The following is a 13,234-nucleotide window of genomic DNA, read 5'->3' as shown; positions in this document are numbered from 1 at the left end:
GTCAGGTTTATTTGGCACGCGCTTCGCGTGCCAAATAAACCTGACGCCAGTGGCACAGCGGCACGGGGGCGGCGGGACGACTCGACATGAAAAACGGGCCGGAACCCGTGGGTTCCGGCCCGAGACGTTGCCGCATCGAGAGGCGCTGCTAGTCGATGGAGACCTTGGTGACGTTGGCCTTCTCCTGCTGCTTGGGGACGTTCACGGTGAGGACGCCGCCCTCGAGCTTGGCGGTCAGGCCGGCAACGGCCGCATCCTTGAGGTAAACGCCGCGCGTGGCGCTCCACTCGCCGGTCTCCTTGTAGAGGTAGTTCTTGCCCTTCTCCTCATCGGACTCCTTACGCTCGACGGAGATGGAGAGGCGGCCCTCGTTGAGCTCGACGTCGATCTCCTCACGCTTGACGCCCGGGAGCTCTGCGGAGACGACGTACCTGTCGCCCGCGTCCTCGACGTTCATCTTGAAGCTCGCGGCGGTCGAGGAGAGCGGCGCGAAGGGCGCGTCGAAGAAGTTGTCCAGCGCGTCAAACGGCCAGTTGCGAAGAGCGCGAGAATAACGATCGTAAGGAACCAGTGCCATGATGATCACTCCCTTGTGATGTGGGCGCCACCCCGGCGCCCTTGCTGTACATAGCTATTTGTTCCCCTCGCCTCGATTTCTATACGCTTGGCAGGAACTTTTCTTAGCGTCATATACTCACCATATCTAAGCGTAGTGGACTTAGATATACCACTGATCCGAGCTGGGAATTCTTACAGTTTTAGAAGTCTTTTCGCCCGCGGGCGGCGCGCGTTCGCGCTGCCGTATGATGTGTGCATTGCTGTTCATGACTGCTAACGGGAGCACACATGACCAACGATAACGAGCGCGACGACCTCGCCGATGGCGCCAGCGAGCCTTCCGGAACCACGCAGAGGGCGCCCGAGCAGGCGGCGCGTACGCCCTACGTCCGCCAGAGGCCAGCTCACCGCAGCGTCGAGCCCATCGACGACTTTGCCAACGAGGAGGATGAGCCCGCCCAGATAGCCCACGACTCCGGGTACACGGTCGGCGGCGGAGCGTTCTCGGGACGGGGGTATCGCCGCTCCCGCGCCGACGGGCAGCAGCTTCGCCGCGACCTTCACTACGGCCAGTACCTCGAGATTCCGAAGGGACGTCGCGACATCTTCGTCTCACGGGAACGCAAGACCCGCATCAAGACCGCCCTCGCGCTCATCGCCGTCCTCGCCGTCCTCGCGGTGGTCGTCTACTTCCTCTGGGGCTACATGCAGACCAACTGGGGCGCCACGAGCTAACCCAGCCAAGGCTTGTGCCACTGGCGTCAGGTTTATTTGGCGTGCCATGGGCGTCAGGTTTATTTGGCACACGGGCAACGTGTGCCAAATAAACCTGACGCCCATGGCACGCCAAATAAACCTGACGCCAGTGGCACAAGCCTGACACCGGAGGCGCGCCTTATGACCAGGGGTCGCGCTCGAAGAGCGGCTCGGGGTCGGGTCGCCGGTCGGAATAGGGGTCGTATCCGTCGTCGTCCTCGTTCTCGGCGCGCACGAACTCGTCACTCTCCACGTCCTTCTCGCCCTTCTTCTTGTCGCTCATGCGGCATCACCCCGTGTACTGATCGATGTAGGCAATGTAGTCGCAGACGCTCCCGCCAAAGCTCGAGAGGTTGACGGAAGAGAAGTGCGCCGTCGGCGCGACGAGCGCCACCACGCGCGTGGACCCCTCGTAGCCGCCGATGATGACCGCCCACGTGTAGTCACCCTGGCGGCCATAGCCGCAGATGAAGTGGTGCGCGGGCTCTGCGGGCTCCTCCTCCGCGTCGCCCTCCCCGTCGGCGCCCTCCTTGTCCGCGGGATCCTCGGGCTCCTGCGGCTCCGGATCCGGTATGGGCGCGACGATGTCGCTCTCGGTGCAGGTGTCGAGCAGGCCCTCGAGGCCGCACGCCTCCATGACGGCGCGAATGCCCGACTCGTTCTCGGTGGCGCCGCCCTCAGGCAGGGTCTCCGCGGAGAACGCGTAGCGCACGCCGCCCACCCCCGCGCCACGCGCGAGCACGTCGGCCTGGGATCCGCCCGCGTAGTGGGCGGTCTCGGGCTCGTTGGTTATCTGGAGGAGGTCGCCGGAGGTGCCCGTATAGGCAACGTGCGCGTTGCCGCCCGAGGCGTAGATCTCCCCGTAGTCGAGCGTGTATCCCGCGTCCGCGAGGTACGCGGAGAGCGCCTGGGGCGCCGCGTCGAGGTATCCCATCAGGTCATAGGGCTCGTGGGGCATGGGCGTCGCCACCGCCAGGGTGATGCTTGCGCCCGCGGCGACCTCGGTCCCCGCAGGCGGGTCGAGGCTCACCACGGTGTTCTTCTCCGCGTCGGACTCGACGTAGATGACCGTTGAGGTCAGGCCCCCTGCCTCGAGCTGGGCCTGAGCGTCTGAGAGGGGCATCCCCTCGAGCGCGGGGACGGTGAACGCCCGCGCTACGGTCACGGTGATGGGATCGGACGAGACGAACGCGCTCCCCTCCTCGGGGCTCACGGCCAGGACCGTCCCGGCGGGCTGGTCGGAGTTCTGATAGGAGAGCGTGACGTTCTCCGCGCCCGCGTCCAGAAGCGCCTGATGGGCGGACTCGACGTCCATCCCCACGATCTGGGGTATGGTGCGCTGGCTCGCCACGGAGATGGTGGCGCCCTTCGCGGGGTCGACGCGCTGACCCTCCGACGGGCTGCACGCCAGCACGATGCCAAACCCGTCATCGGCCGCGACAGGCTCCACGCTCACGGCAAAGCCGAGGTTCTCAAGGGCGCGCGTGGCCTCCTCCTGCGTGAGGCCGACGACGCGGGGAATGGTCTTGCCGCCCCATAGCTCCTGGTCGTAGGTGTAGTACGCCACCCCGCCCGCGCAGGCGAGAAGGACCACGACGATGAGGGCCACCGCCCAGCGCGGAAGGCGGCGCTTGCGCTCGGGCAGGCTCTGGACCGGCGACGGGATTGAGACGGGGACGCGCGCCTCGGTGAGGTCGTTGGGGACGACGGGCGAGAAGTACGGGTCGCCGAGGGCGTCGATGCCATCGGCCGCCGTCTCGGGCCGCCCGGGCACGTCCTTCTCGGCGGGCAGCACGATTGTGGGCAGGGCCTCCGGAGCGACGCGGCGCGTCGGGGCCTCGTCCGCAAGCTGCGTGGCATCCGGGTCTGAGTCGGGCGGCATCGCCACGGTCTCGCCCAGAGGGTTCTTCTCGTCCTGTGCCATGTCGTCCCCAACCTATCGTTGAATGATGACTCTATCGTAAAGCAACGGCCCAACGGGAGACAAAGGGGGCGGTGAGACAAAGGGGACGGGTTCATTTGTCTCATTGGGGTGCATGAGACAAATGAACCCGTCCCCTTTGTCTCACCGCCCCCTGGCGCTACTCCACGGAGTCGGGCTCGAGGGGCTCGCCGTCGTGGCTCGCCGCATCGTCGCGCGCCGCGAAGAGGCGGTCGTCGGGGCCCACGTCCACGCGGACCGTGTCCCCCTCGGCGAGCTGACCGTCGATGATGAGGTTGGCCACCGAGTCCACCACCTGGCGCTGGATGAGACGCTTGAGCGGGCGCGCACCGTAGACGGGGTCGAGGCCGTCAAGGGCGAGCGACTGCTTGGCCGCAGGCGTCAGCACGAGCTGGATACGGTCGCGGCTGAGGCGGTCGCGTACGTCGCGGAGCTGGATGTCCACGATCTTCTCGATGTCCTCGAGGCCGAGGGCGTGGAAGACCACCACGTCGTCGATGCGGTTGAGGAACTCCGGCTTGAAGGTCTGGCGCAGAGCGTTGTTGACCTCGCGCTGGACCTCGTCCGGGTCGCTCGCCGCGTTGGCCCCGGCGATGAACTGCGACCCCACGTTGGACGTCATGATGATGATCGTGTTCTTGAAGCTCACCACGCGGCCCTGGCCGTCGGTGAGGCGGCCGTCGTCGAGCACCTGCAGCAGGATGTTGAAGACGTCGGGATGCGCCTTCTCCATCTCGTCGAGCAGGATCACGGAGTACGGGCGGCGGCGCACGGCCTCGGTGAGCTGGCCGCCCTCGTCGTAGCCCACGTATCCCGGGGGCGCGCCGATGAGGCGCTGCACGCTGAACTTCTCCATGTACTCGGACATGTCGATGCGCACGAGCGCGCGCTCGTCGTCGAAGAGGTTCTCCGCGAGCGCCTTGGCGAGCTCCGTCTTGCCCACGCCGGTGGGGCCGAGGAAGAAGAAGCTGCCGATGGGTCGGTTGGGGTCGGAGAGTCCCGCGCGGCTGCGGCGCACGGCGGCGGCCACGGCGGAGACGGCCTCGTCCTGCCCCACGACGCGCTTGTGCAGCTCGCCCTCCAGGTTCTTTAGCTTGTCCATCTCGCCCTGCATCATCTTGGACACGGGCACGCCGGTCCACGAGCTCACGACCTCGGCGATCTCCTCGGACGTGACCTCCTCCTTGAGCAGGCCGCCCTCCTCCTGACGGGCGGTGAGCGCGGCCTCCGCCTCGTCGTACTCGCGCTGGAGGCTCGGGATCGTGGAGTAGCGCAGCTCGGACGCGCGGGCGAGGTTGCCCTCGCGGGTCACGCGCTCCATCTCCACCCGCGCGTCCTCGATCTTGGACTTGAGGTCCTGCACGCGGTCGATCGCGCCCTTCTCGTTCTCCCAGCTGGCCTTCATGCCGTCGAGCTTCTCGCGCGTGGTGGCGATCTCGCCGCGCAGGGTCTCGAGACGCTCCTTGCTGGCGGCGTCCTCCTCCTTCATGAGGGCCTGCTCCTCGATCTGCATCTGCGTGAGCTGGCGGTCCACGGCGTCGATGTCTGCCGGCATGCTATCGAGCTCCATGCGCAGGCGGCTCGCCGCCTCGTCGACGAGGTCGATGGCCTTGTCCGGGAGGAACCGGTCGGAGATGTAGCGGTTGGAGAGGTCGGCGGCGCTGACCAGCGCGGAGTCCGTGATGCGCACGCGGTGGTGCTGCTCGTAGCGGTCCTTGATGCCGCGCAGGATGGAGATCGTGTCCTCGACGGTGGGCTCCGATACCATGACGGTCTGGAAGCGCCGCGCGAGAGCCGCGTCCTTCTCGATGTACTTGCGGTACTCGTCCAGCGTGGTGGCGCCGATAGCATGCAGCGTGCCGCGCGCGAGGGCGGGCTTCAGGATGTTGCCGGCGTCCATGGAGCCCTCCGTGGCGCCCGCGCCCACGATGGTGTGGAGCTCGTCGATGAAGAGGATGATCCGCCCGTCGGACTTTTCGACCTCCTTGAGCACGGACTTCAGACGGTCCTCGAACTCGCCGCGGTACTTGGCGCCAGCCACGAGCGCGGACATGTCGAGCTCGATGAGCTCCTTGTCACGCAGGGTGGACGGGACGTCGCCGTTGACGATGCGCTGGGCGAGCCCCTCGACGATGGCGGTCTTGCCCACGCCGGGCTCGCCGATGAGCACGGGATTGTTCTTGGTGCGGCGGGAGAGCACCTGGATGGTGCGGCGAATCTCCTCGACGCGGCCGATGATCGGGTCGAGCTTGCCCTGGCGCGCGAGGTCCGTGACGTTGCGGCCGTACTTCTCGAGCGCCTCGAACTCCGGCTTGGAGTCCTGGCTGGTCACGCGCTCGTCCCCGCGCAGGTCGTCATAGGCCTCCTCGACGCGCTTGGCCGTGACGCCGGCGGCCTTGAGGATTGAGCCGGCCTCGTCCTTGGCGTCGGCGAGCGCGCAGAGCAGGTGCTCGGTGGTGACGTAGGAGTCCTCCATCTTGGACGCGAGCTTCTCCGCCGCGTTGGTCACGCGGACGAGGGCGTCGCCCATCCCCATCTGGCTGGCGTCTCCGGTGACGCGCGGCTGACGCGCGATGGCCTGGTCCACCTGGGCCTCGATGCCGGCCGGGTCCGCACCGACGCGCTCGATGATCGCGCGCAGGTTGTGCTCCCCCGAGCTGAGCAGGGCCTTGAGCAGGTGAATGGGCATGAGCTGCCCGGCACTTGCGTCCGTTGCGATGCCGATGGAGGCCTGGAGCGCCTCCTGGGCCGTGACGGCCCACTTGTCGATTCTCATAGTTGCCCCCTTCTTGGGTCGTTGTTTATCAAGGGATATTGTTCCCTCCCAAGCTGGGGCGTATACGCAAATCTAAGCGTCTACATAGTAGATTTTCTGCGTGCTGGCGAGAAGAACGTGGGTGGCGCAGGGACCTCTCCGGGTCCTTGTGCCGTGGGGGCTGCACGGGGTGCCGCGGGAATGCCGCGAGGCCTCCTACCGTGCGCCGTATGCCGCCGTGCTGCCGCGGCGCCGTGCCACCGTGCTCAAATCCGGATTTGAGCACGGCTACGCACTCAGTTGGGGATTTGAGTGCCAGGCCCCGTCCCTCAGAAGCGAAAGACCACGCCCTAGGAAGGTTCGCCAGCACGCGAACTGGGCTTTTGTCACCCAGCGCGGCATGCAAGCCCCTGCCCGCGCGCTCAAATCCGGATTTGAGCGCGCCCCTGTACTCAGTTGGGGATTTGAGCAAGGCCGCGCGCTCGGTTGGGGATTTGAGTCCCGGCGTGCCGCCCGCCGCCTCGCATGGCAGCGCACGGCGAGACGTGCCAGCTTTCTCTATACTTTACGAAACCGTATCTGGGAGGCCGCAATGGGACGGACCACGCATCGGCTTGTCGTTCTTCTCGCCACAGTCGTCGCCATCGTGATGACGCTGGGGGCATGTCAGGCGGTGACGAGCGGCGCCGTCTCCTCCGCATATGACGTGGTGGGCATGCTGGCATGCGATCCCAAGGACCTGCCCGGCGCCCTCAGCAAGCTGGGGTTCACGTATTCGGTCGGCGTGCCGTATGGCTCGTGGCAGACGAGCGAGCCCGTGGAGGGGCAGCCCGAGTGCCGCTCCAACAGCCTGATGCTCGGCGGCACGTCGCCAGACCTTCTGAGTGCCGGCAACGCGCCGTCGGAGGCATCGTTCAGCTTTCAGTGCGCGCCCGTCGTGAGCGAGGAGGAGTCGAACGCGATTGGCGACGACATGCTCGACCGTGCCGGGCTTCGCGACCCGTTCTACACGGACCGCGTCGAGGACGAGAAGTTCGGCCGCGTGCGACTCTATCGCGTGGGGCGCATCGAGGGGGAGGGGCCGGCGGCGTACTGGATGCTTCTCATAGGCATCGACGAGGACTTCGGCTACACGACGTACATACTCTCCGCCTACACCGAGGCGGCCGTCGACTCGCTGCCGGACGAAGCGCTGGCAGCCGAGGTCGCGTAAAAACATGCCTAAAAGGGGCCAGGCCCCTTTTAGGCATGGCCCCTTTTAGGCATGGCCGTCCTTCTCGCCAGAATCGGGGGCGCCGTTGAGCAGCAGGCGGCGCATGACCTGCTCGGGGCTGCTCGCGCTGTCATAGCGGGCGAGCGCCGTGATCTTCTCCTGCATGCGGAACTCGTGGACCTCGTCCTCGAGCTCGCGCACGCGGCGACGCAGCTCCTCGAGCTCGTCCTCGCGCGCCAGCATGCGCTCGCGCATGTCGAGGATGCGCACGACGCCGGCGAGGTTGATGCCCTCGTCGGTGAGCTTGGAGATGAGGTTCAGCCGGTCGATGTCTGACTGCGAGTAGAGGCGCGTGTTGCCGCGCGAGCGTCCGGGCGTGACGAGCCCCTTCTGCTCGTAGACGCGCAGGGTCTGCGGGTGCATGCCCGTGAGCTCGGCGGCCACGCTGATCATGTAGAGGGGCTTGTCGCGGTCGCGCCCCTCACGCCCGCGGTCCCTGCCGCGCTCCTCGCTAGCGCTGCGTACCATAACGGTTGACCTCCTCGCGGTAGTCGCGCGTGTCGGCGTCGCGCAGCGCCTCGAGCGCGTCGCGCTCCTTCTTGGTGACGAGCGTCGGGACCTTCACGCGCACCGTCACGTAGAGCGCGCCGCGCGTGCCCTTGCGCTTGACGTTGGGGGCGCCCAGGTCGCGGAAGCGGAAGGTCTTGCCGTCCTGCGTGCCAGCCGGGACCTTGAGGCGCACCTCGGTCCCGTCGGGCGTCGGGACCTCGACGGTCGCGCCGAGCGTTGCCTCGTACATGCTGATGGGAAGGTCCATCCGCACGTCCGCGCCATCGCGCTTGAACAGCGGGTGCTCCGCCACGTGCGTGGTAATCACGAGGTCGCCACGGTCGCCGCCGTTGGTGCCGTACTCGCCGCGGCCCCGGTAGCGGAGCTTGCCGCCGTCAACGGCGCCGGCGGGAATCTTGATGGTGAGCGTCTGCTCCTCGCCCGTGGAGGGCACGCGATACGTCGCCTTGCGCGTGGCGCCGCGGAACGCCTCCTCGGCGGAGACGTCCACCGACATGGTGAGGTCACTGCCCTTAGTGGGCCGATTGGCCGCACGCCCCGCGGCCCCGCCGAAGATCGACGAGAAGTCGAACCCGCCGAAGCCGCCGTCACCGCCGCCGCGCATGCTGTCGAAGATGTCGGACCAGTCCCCGCCCACGTTGGTGGTGTACGTATAGCGGCCACGGCCGCCCGAGCCGCCGAAATCGGCCCCGGGGATGCCGCCGAACATGAGCATCTGGTCGTACTCACGGCGCTTCTTGGGGTCCGAGAGCGTGGTGTACGCCTCGCTGACCTCCTTGAACTTCTGCTCGTCACCGCCGGCGTCCGGGTGGTACTTGGCCGCCAGCTTGCGGAACGCCTTCTTGATCTCGTCGTCAGAGGCGTCGCGCTTCACGCCCAGCACGTCGTAGTAGCTTCGCTTAGTTGCCATCTCGCACGAGCCTCCCTTCTGATAGGGCGTGCAAAGGGGACAGTCACTTTTGCACGCCGTCCAACTAACCCGCGCGCGTGCAAAAGTGACTGTCCCCTTTGCACGCCCGCGGCGCTACTCTTCCTCGGCGGGACGCTTGGGCCCGCCGTAGGTCACCGTCACCATGGCGGTGCGAATGACCTTGTCGCCCATCTTGTAGCCCTTCTGGTACACCTGGGCCACGGTCTCGTCGAAGGCGTCCTTGTCCTCCACGCGGCCGACGGCCTGGTGGGCCAGCGGCTCAAAGGGCTCCCCCACCGGGTCGATGGGCTCGACGCCCTCCTTCTCGAGCACGCCGAGCATCTTGGCGTGCACCGCGGAGACGCCGTCGACGAACTGCTGGAACTGCGTGTCGCCCTCAGTGACGCCGGCGTGCTCGATGGCACGCTCGATGTCGTCGATCACCGGCAGCAGGTTGGTGACCAGCTTCTCTGCCGCACGCTCCTTCTCGGCAAGACGCTCGGCGGCGGTGCGACGACGGTAGTTGTCCCAGTCCGCCTGGAGGCGCAGCATGCGCTCCGTAGCCTCCGAGGCCTCCTTCTTGGCGGCCTCGATCTGATCCTCGACGTCGGCGAGCTTCTTCTGCAGCTCGTCGCGCTCCTCGCGAATCTTGCTCGCGTCGGCGGCAAGCTCGCGCTCGGCGGCCTCCTCGCCGGCGCGGATGGCGGCCTCTACGCGGGCACGCTCCTCGTCCGGGTCCACGTCCTCGACGACGGCCTCGGCCTCCTCGGATTCCGGCTCCACGACCTCCGGCTCGACGGGCTCGGGCTCCATGGCCTCGTTCTTCTCGTCCTCTACCTCGATGGGCACCTTCACGTCACCCTCCTCAAACTCTCGGGTGTGCAAAAGTGACTGTCCCCTTTGCACGGTCCCCTTTGCACGAGGGGCGGCCGCGTAGCCGTGGCCGCCCCTGTTCTAATCCGTTACGTACGGCCGCTGTGGACTAGTTGTTCTTGTCGTCGTCCACGACCTCGTAGTCGGCGTCCACGACGTCGTTGGCGGAGCCGCCCTGCGCGCCCGCGCCCGCGCCGGCCGCAGCGTCCTCCTGCGTGGCGGAGTAGACGACCTCGGCGAGCTTGTGGCCGACCTCCTGGAGCTTGTCGCCCGCGGCGCGGATGGCCTCCACGTCGGTGCCGTCGAGCGCCTTCTTGGCCTCGGCCACGGCGTCCTCGGCGGCCTTCTTCTGGTCGGCCGGAACCTTGTCGCCCAGGTCCTTGAGGGTCTGCTCGGTGGAGTACGCGAGGGAGTCGACCTGGTTGCGGACCTCGATCTCGTCCTTGTGCTTCTTGTCCTCCTCGGCGTGGGCCTCGGCGTCCTTGACCATGCGGTCGACCTCGTCGTCGGAGAGGGCGGTGGAGCCGGAGATGGTGATCTGCTGGCTCTTGCCGGTGGCCTTGTCCTTGGCGGTGACCTTCACGATGCCGTTGGCGTCGATGTCGAAGGTGACCTCGATCTGCGGGATGCCGCGGCGGGCGGCCGGGATGCCGGTGAGGTTGAACTTGCCGAGGGACTTGTTGTCCGCGGCCATCTCGCGCTCGCCCTGCAGGACGTTGATCTCGACGGAGGTCTGGTTGTCGGCCGCCGTGGAGTAGATCTCGGTCTTGGAGGTGGGGATCGTGGTGTTGCGGTCGATCATCTTGGTCATGACGCCGCCCATGGTCTCAACGCCCAGGGACAGCGGCGTGACGTCCAGAAGCAGGATGCCCGAGACGTCGCCGGTGAGGACGCCGCCCTGGACGGCCGCGCCGTCGGCCACGACCTCGTCCGGGTTCACGGACATGTTGGGCTGCTTGCCGGTCATCTGCTTGACGAGCTCCTGGACGGCGGGCATACGGCTGGAGCCGCCCACGAGGATGACCTCGTTGACCTCGGAGAGCTGCAGGTTGGCGTCGTGCAGGGCCTTGGTGACGGGGCCCTTGCAGCGGTCGAGCAGGTCGCGCGTGATGCGCTCGAACTCGGCACGGGTCAGCGTGTAGTCGAGGTGCTTGGGGCCGGTGGCGTCAGCGGTGATGAAGGGCAGGTTGATCTGGGCCTGCTGGGCGGAGGAGAGCTCCTTCTTGGCGTTCTCCGCGGCCTCCTTTAGGCGCTGCAGGGCCATGGGGTCCTTGCGCAGGTCGATGCCGTTGTCGGACTGGAACTTGTCGGCCAGCCAGTCGATGACGCGCTGGTCCCAGTCGTCGCCGCCGAGGTGGTTGTCGCCGTTGGTGGCAAGGACCTCCACGACGCCGTCGGCGAGGTCGAGAAGCGACACGTCGAAGGTGCCGCCGCCGAGGTCGAAGACCAGGACCTTCTGGTCGATGCCCTTCTTGTCGAGGCCGTAGGCCAGGGCCGCGGCGGTGGGCTCGTTGACGATGCGCTGGACGTTGAGGCCGGCGATCTTGCCGGCGTCCTTGGTGGCCTGGCGCTGGGCGTCGTTGAAGTATGCCGGGACGGTGATGACGGCGTCGGTGACGGGCTCGCCGAGGTACTTCTCGGCATCGGCCTTCATCTTGGAGAGGATCATGGCGCTGATCTGCTCGGGGGTGAAGTCCTCGCCGTCGATCTCAACGACCGCGCGGCCGCCCACGCCGGGCTTGACCTTGTACGGGACGGTCTTGAGCTCGGAGCCGACCTCGTCGTAGCGACGGCCCATGAAGCGCTTGATCGAGAAGACGGTGTTGGTGGGGTTGGTGACGGCCTGGTTCTTGGCCGCCTTGCCGACGATGCGGTCGCCGTCGGAGCGGAAGCCCACGACGGACGGGGTGGTGCGGTCGCCCTCGGCGTTGACGATGATCGTGGGCTCGCCGCCCTCGAGGACCGCCATCGCGGAGTTGGTGGTACCAAGGTCGATACCGAGAATCTTGCCCATGATGCTCTCCTTTTCCTGCGTGGAGCCCGCGCCTGCGCGGGCCCGCTCGCCTGTTTCCTGTCTGTACGGTTGAGTTTATCCCCTCTGCGCCTCGATTCTATACATAATCTAAGTCTCTACACATGAGATTTTTTGAAGCGAGGATTTTAGGGGTTTGTGCCGCGGGCGTCGGGCGTGCAAAGGGGACAGGCCGTGCCACTGGCGTCAGGTTTATTTGGCACACGTAGTTTGCGTGCCAAATAAACCTGACGCCAGTGGCACGGCCTGTCCCCTTTGCACGCCCGACGCCCGCGGCACGACGCCGATGAGGGACTACAGCAGCCGGTGCTCGAAGCGCCCGTTCTCGTAGACACCATAGCTGGCCGAGCCGTCCTTGGGAATGCCCGCGGAGCCGGGGTTGAAGACCCAGGCGTCGTGCTCCACGTCCTTCTCGCTCACCTTGATGTGGGTGTGGCCGTAGACCAACGCCGAGTGCGGCGGCAGCGCGGGCCAGGCGTCCACGCTGTTGTGACGACCCGGGCCGTAGACGTGACCGTGCGTGAGGAAGAGCGTGTAGGGACCGCCGTCCGCCCCGGCGTCGAGAAGGACGTTGTGGTCCGCCATGCAGGGGAACTTGAGGACCATCTGGTCGACCTCGGCCTCGCAGTTGCCGCGCACGGCAATCACGCGCTCGGCGATTGAGTTGAGCATCTCGATCACACGCTTGGGCGCATAGTCCGCGGGCAGGTCGTTGCGCGGCCCGTGGTAAAGCAGGTCGCCGAGAAGGACCACGCGATCCGGGGACTCCGTCTCTATGGCAGACATGAGTCGCACGCAGGCGTCGGCGGCGCCGTGGATGTCAGAGGCAATGACGAGCTTCATGTTCAGTCCTTTCGATTTGGGGACGGGTTATTTCTCTCAGAGGCTTTGGGACAGGCCTGCACGCAGTTCAGGCCTGTCCCAAAGCCTCTGAGAGAAATAACCCGTCCCCAATTGCGTGGTCGACGACGAGGCGTCGGACGGCGGGCAGCTCGGCGAGGGAGTGGGGCCAGACGTCCGCCGAGAGGTCCCGCGCGAGCTCGCCCAGCACCTCGTGACGCGCGTGATGGCCGAGAGCCATCAAAAACGGGCCGAGAAGGACCCTGAGGCCCACCCCCTCCAGGCGCGCGGTCAGGCGCTCCGGAGCGTCCGCGAGCACGTCGTCGCGCCCCCGCGCCCGAAGGGCGCCCTCGAGGCGCGCCAGCGCGGCCTCGCACTCCGGTCCGCGGTGCCCGGCGAGGGCCACGACGCGGCCGGGTCGCGCGGGCAGGGCATCGTCGAGCGCGGCAGCTACGGCCGCGCAGTCCTTCTCGCCCGCAAGCAGGGGAGGCGCGAGGCGCAGCGATTCAAAGCCGGGCGCGGCATCGCGCACCGCCGACGCCGCCGCGCGCTGCAGCTGGCCGTCCGCCACGTGCGTCGTGACCACAAGGGCGCGACGCACGCCCCCGGAGCGCAGCTCGGCCAACACGTCCGACAGGGGCCGCCCCACGGGACGGCCGCCCGTTCGAGCCCGCAGCACTGCGCCGGCACCGACCGCCGCTGCAAGCTCGTCCACAAGCGTGGCCACGCCCGCGTCGGCCTTCTCGCCGGAGAGGCAGCCGGCTATGACCAGGCCGAAGGGCATG

At 67.2% G+C, this 13,234-nt stretch carries 12 protein-coding genes; 2 read left to right on the top strand and 10 right to left on the bottom strand.

Going from position 1 to position 13,234, the window contains the following annotated elements; all coding sequences use genetic code 11:
• Positions 1-148 precede the first annotated feature (148 nt).
• Positions 149-577 carry an Hsp20/alpha crystallin family protein gene (locus tag ACULPM_RS05465; RefSeq protein WP_167930832.1) on the bottom strand — a complete coding sequence of 143 codons (429 nt, stop codon included), beginning with the start codon at positions 575-577 and terminating at the stop codon, positions 149-151.
• A gap of 269 nt (positions 578-846) precedes the next feature.
• Between ACULPM_RS05465 and ACULPM_RS05460 the strand changes: the two genes are divergently transcribed.
• A complete protein-coding gene (locus ACULPM_RS05460) occupies positions 847-1,293 on the top strand; it encodes a hypothetical protein (RefSeq protein ID WP_167930831.1) in 447 nt (148 codons plus the stop codon).
• Positions 1,294-1,453: 160 nt separating this feature from the next.
• On the opposite strand, the gene ACULPM_RS05455 is transcribed toward ACULPM_RS05460, so the two are convergent.
• The 3 genes from ACULPM_RS05455 to clpB all read right to left on the bottom strand — a co-directional run bounded on the left by ACULPM_RS05455 (position 1,454) and on the right by clpB (position 6,032).
• Positions 1,454-1,597 carry a hypothetical protein gene (locus ACULPM_RS05455; RefSeq protein ID WP_445331207.1) on the bottom strand — a complete coding sequence of 48 codons (144 nt, stop codon included), beginning with the start codon at positions 1,595-1,597 and terminating at the stop codon, positions 1,454-1,456.
• Positions 1,598-1,603: 6 nt separating this feature from the next.
• On the bottom strand, positions 1,604-3,238 hold the full coding sequence (locus tag ACULPM_RS05450) for a PASTA domain-containing protein (RefSeq protein ID WP_445331208.1): 1,635 nt from the start codon (positions 3,236-3,238) through the stop codon (positions 1,604-1,606).
• A gap of 157 nt (positions 3,239-3,395) precedes the next feature.
• On the bottom strand, positions 3,396-6,032 hold the full coding sequence (gene clpB, locus ACULPM_RS05445; RefSeq protein ID WP_445332322.1) for an ATP-dependent chaperone ClpB: 2,637 nt from the start codon (positions 6,030-6,032) through the stop codon (positions 3,396-3,398).
• A gap of 571 nt (positions 6,033-6,603) precedes the next feature.
• On the opposite strand from clpB, the gene ACULPM_RS05440 reads away from it, so the two are divergent.
• Positions 6,604-7,224, top strand: coding sequence for a hypothetical protein (locus ACULPM_RS05440; RefSeq protein ID WP_445331210.1), 621 nt, complete (start codon positions 6,604-6,606; stop codon positions 7,222-7,224).
• A 45-nt stretch (positions 7,225-7,269) separates the two neighbouring features.
• Here the strand turns inward: ACULPM_RS05440 and ACULPM_RS05435 are convergent, their stop codons facing one another.
• The 6 genes from ACULPM_RS05435 to ACULPM_RS05410 all read right to left on the bottom strand — a co-directional run bounded on the left by ACULPM_RS05435 (position 7,270) and on the right by ACULPM_RS05410 (position 13,233).
• Positions 7,270-7,752 carry a heat shock protein transcriptional repressor HspR gene (locus tag ACULPM_RS05435; RefSeq protein ID WP_167930827.1) on the bottom strand — a complete coding sequence of 161 codons (483 nt, stop codon included), beginning with the start codon at positions 7,750-7,752 and terminating at the stop codon, positions 7,270-7,272.
• Positions 7,736-8,704, bottom strand: coding sequence for a DnaJ C-terminal domain-containing protein (locus ACULPM_RS05430; protein ID WP_445331211.1), 969 nt, complete (start codon positions 8,702-8,704; stop codon positions 7,736-7,738). Before ACULPM_RS05430 ends, ACULPM_RS05435 begins: the two co-directional genes overlap by 17 nt.
• 114 nt (positions 8,705-8,818) lie before the next feature.
• Positions 8,819-9,559: a nucleotide exchange factor GrpE gene (gene grpE / locus ACULPM_RS05425; RefSeq protein ID WP_445331212.1), complete on the bottom strand. Its 741-nt coding sequence runs from the start codon at positions 9,557-9,559 to the stop codon at positions 8,819-8,821.
• 127 nt (positions 9,560-9,686) lie between these two features.
• On the bottom strand, positions 9,687-11,591 hold the full coding sequence (dnaK, locus tag ACULPM_RS05420; protein WP_167930825.1) for a molecular chaperone DnaK: 1,905 nt from the start codon (positions 11,589-11,591) through the stop codon (positions 9,687-9,689).
• Positions 11,592-11,903: 312 nt separating this feature from the next.
• Complete coding sequence (gene yfcE / locus ACULPM_RS05415) at positions 11,904-12,452, bottom strand: phosphodiesterase (RefSeq protein ID WP_445331213.1); 549 nt, start codon at positions 12,450-12,452, stop codon at positions 11,904-11,906.
• Between the two features lie 67 nt (positions 12,453-12,519).
• Positions 12,520-13,233 (bottom strand): hypothetical protein, encoded by a 714-nt coding sequence (locus ACULPM_RS05410; protein ID WP_445331214.1) that lies wholly within the window; start codon positions 13,231-13,233, stop codon positions 12,520-12,522.
• Between the last annotated feature and the right edge of the window lies 1 nt (position 13,234).

The organism is Thermophilibacter sp. ZX-H3, from assembly GCF_052599055.1.
This window is presented reverse-complemented; position numbering and strand designations above follow the sequence as displayed.

Bases quoted from the DNA above. Each gene is read 5' to 3' on its own strand.
- ACULPM_RS05465 (WP_167930832.1), bottom strand. From the start codon at position 577: ATGGCACTGGTTCCTTACGATCGTTATTCTCGCGCTCTTCGCAACTGG.
- ACULPM_RS05460 (WP_167930831.1), top strand. From the start codon at position 847: ATGACCAACGATAACGAGCGCGACGACCTCGCCGATGGCGCCAGCGAG.
- ACULPM_RS05455 (WP_445331207.1), bottom strand. From the start codon at position 1,597: ATGAGCGACAAGAAGAAGGGCGAGAAGGACGTGGAGAGTGACGAGTTC.
- ACULPM_RS05450 (WP_445331208.1), bottom strand. From the start codon at position 3,238: ATGGCACAGGACGAGAAGAACCCTCTGGGCGAGACCGTGGCGATGCCG.
- clpB (WP_445332322.1), bottom strand. From the start codon at position 6,032: ATGAGAATCGACAAGTGGGCCGTCACGGCCCAGGAGGCGCTCCAGGCC.
- ACULPM_RS05440 (WP_445331210.1), top strand. From the start codon at position 6,604: ATGGGACGGACCACGCATCGGCTTGTCGTTCTTCTCGCCACAGTCGTC.
- ACULPM_RS05435 (WP_167930827.1), bottom strand. From the start codon at position 7,752: ATGGTACGCAGCGCTAGCGAGGAGCGCGGCAGGGACCGCGGGCGTGAG.
- ACULPM_RS05430 (WP_445331211.1), bottom strand. From the start codon at position 8,704: ATGGCAACTAAGCGAAGCTACTACGACGTGCTGGGCGTGAAGCGCGAC.
- dnaK (WP_167930825.1), bottom strand. From the start codon at position 11,591: ATGGGCAAGATTCTCGGTATCGACCTTGGTACCACCAACTCCGCGATG.
- yfcE (WP_445331213.1), bottom strand. From the start codon at position 12,452: ATGAAGCTCGTCATTGCCTCTGACATCCACGGCGCCGCCGACGCCTGC.
- ACULPM_RS05410 (WP_445331214.1), bottom strand. From the start codon at position 13,233: ATGCCCTTCGGCCTGGTCATAGCCGGCTGCCTCTCCGGCGAGAAGGCC.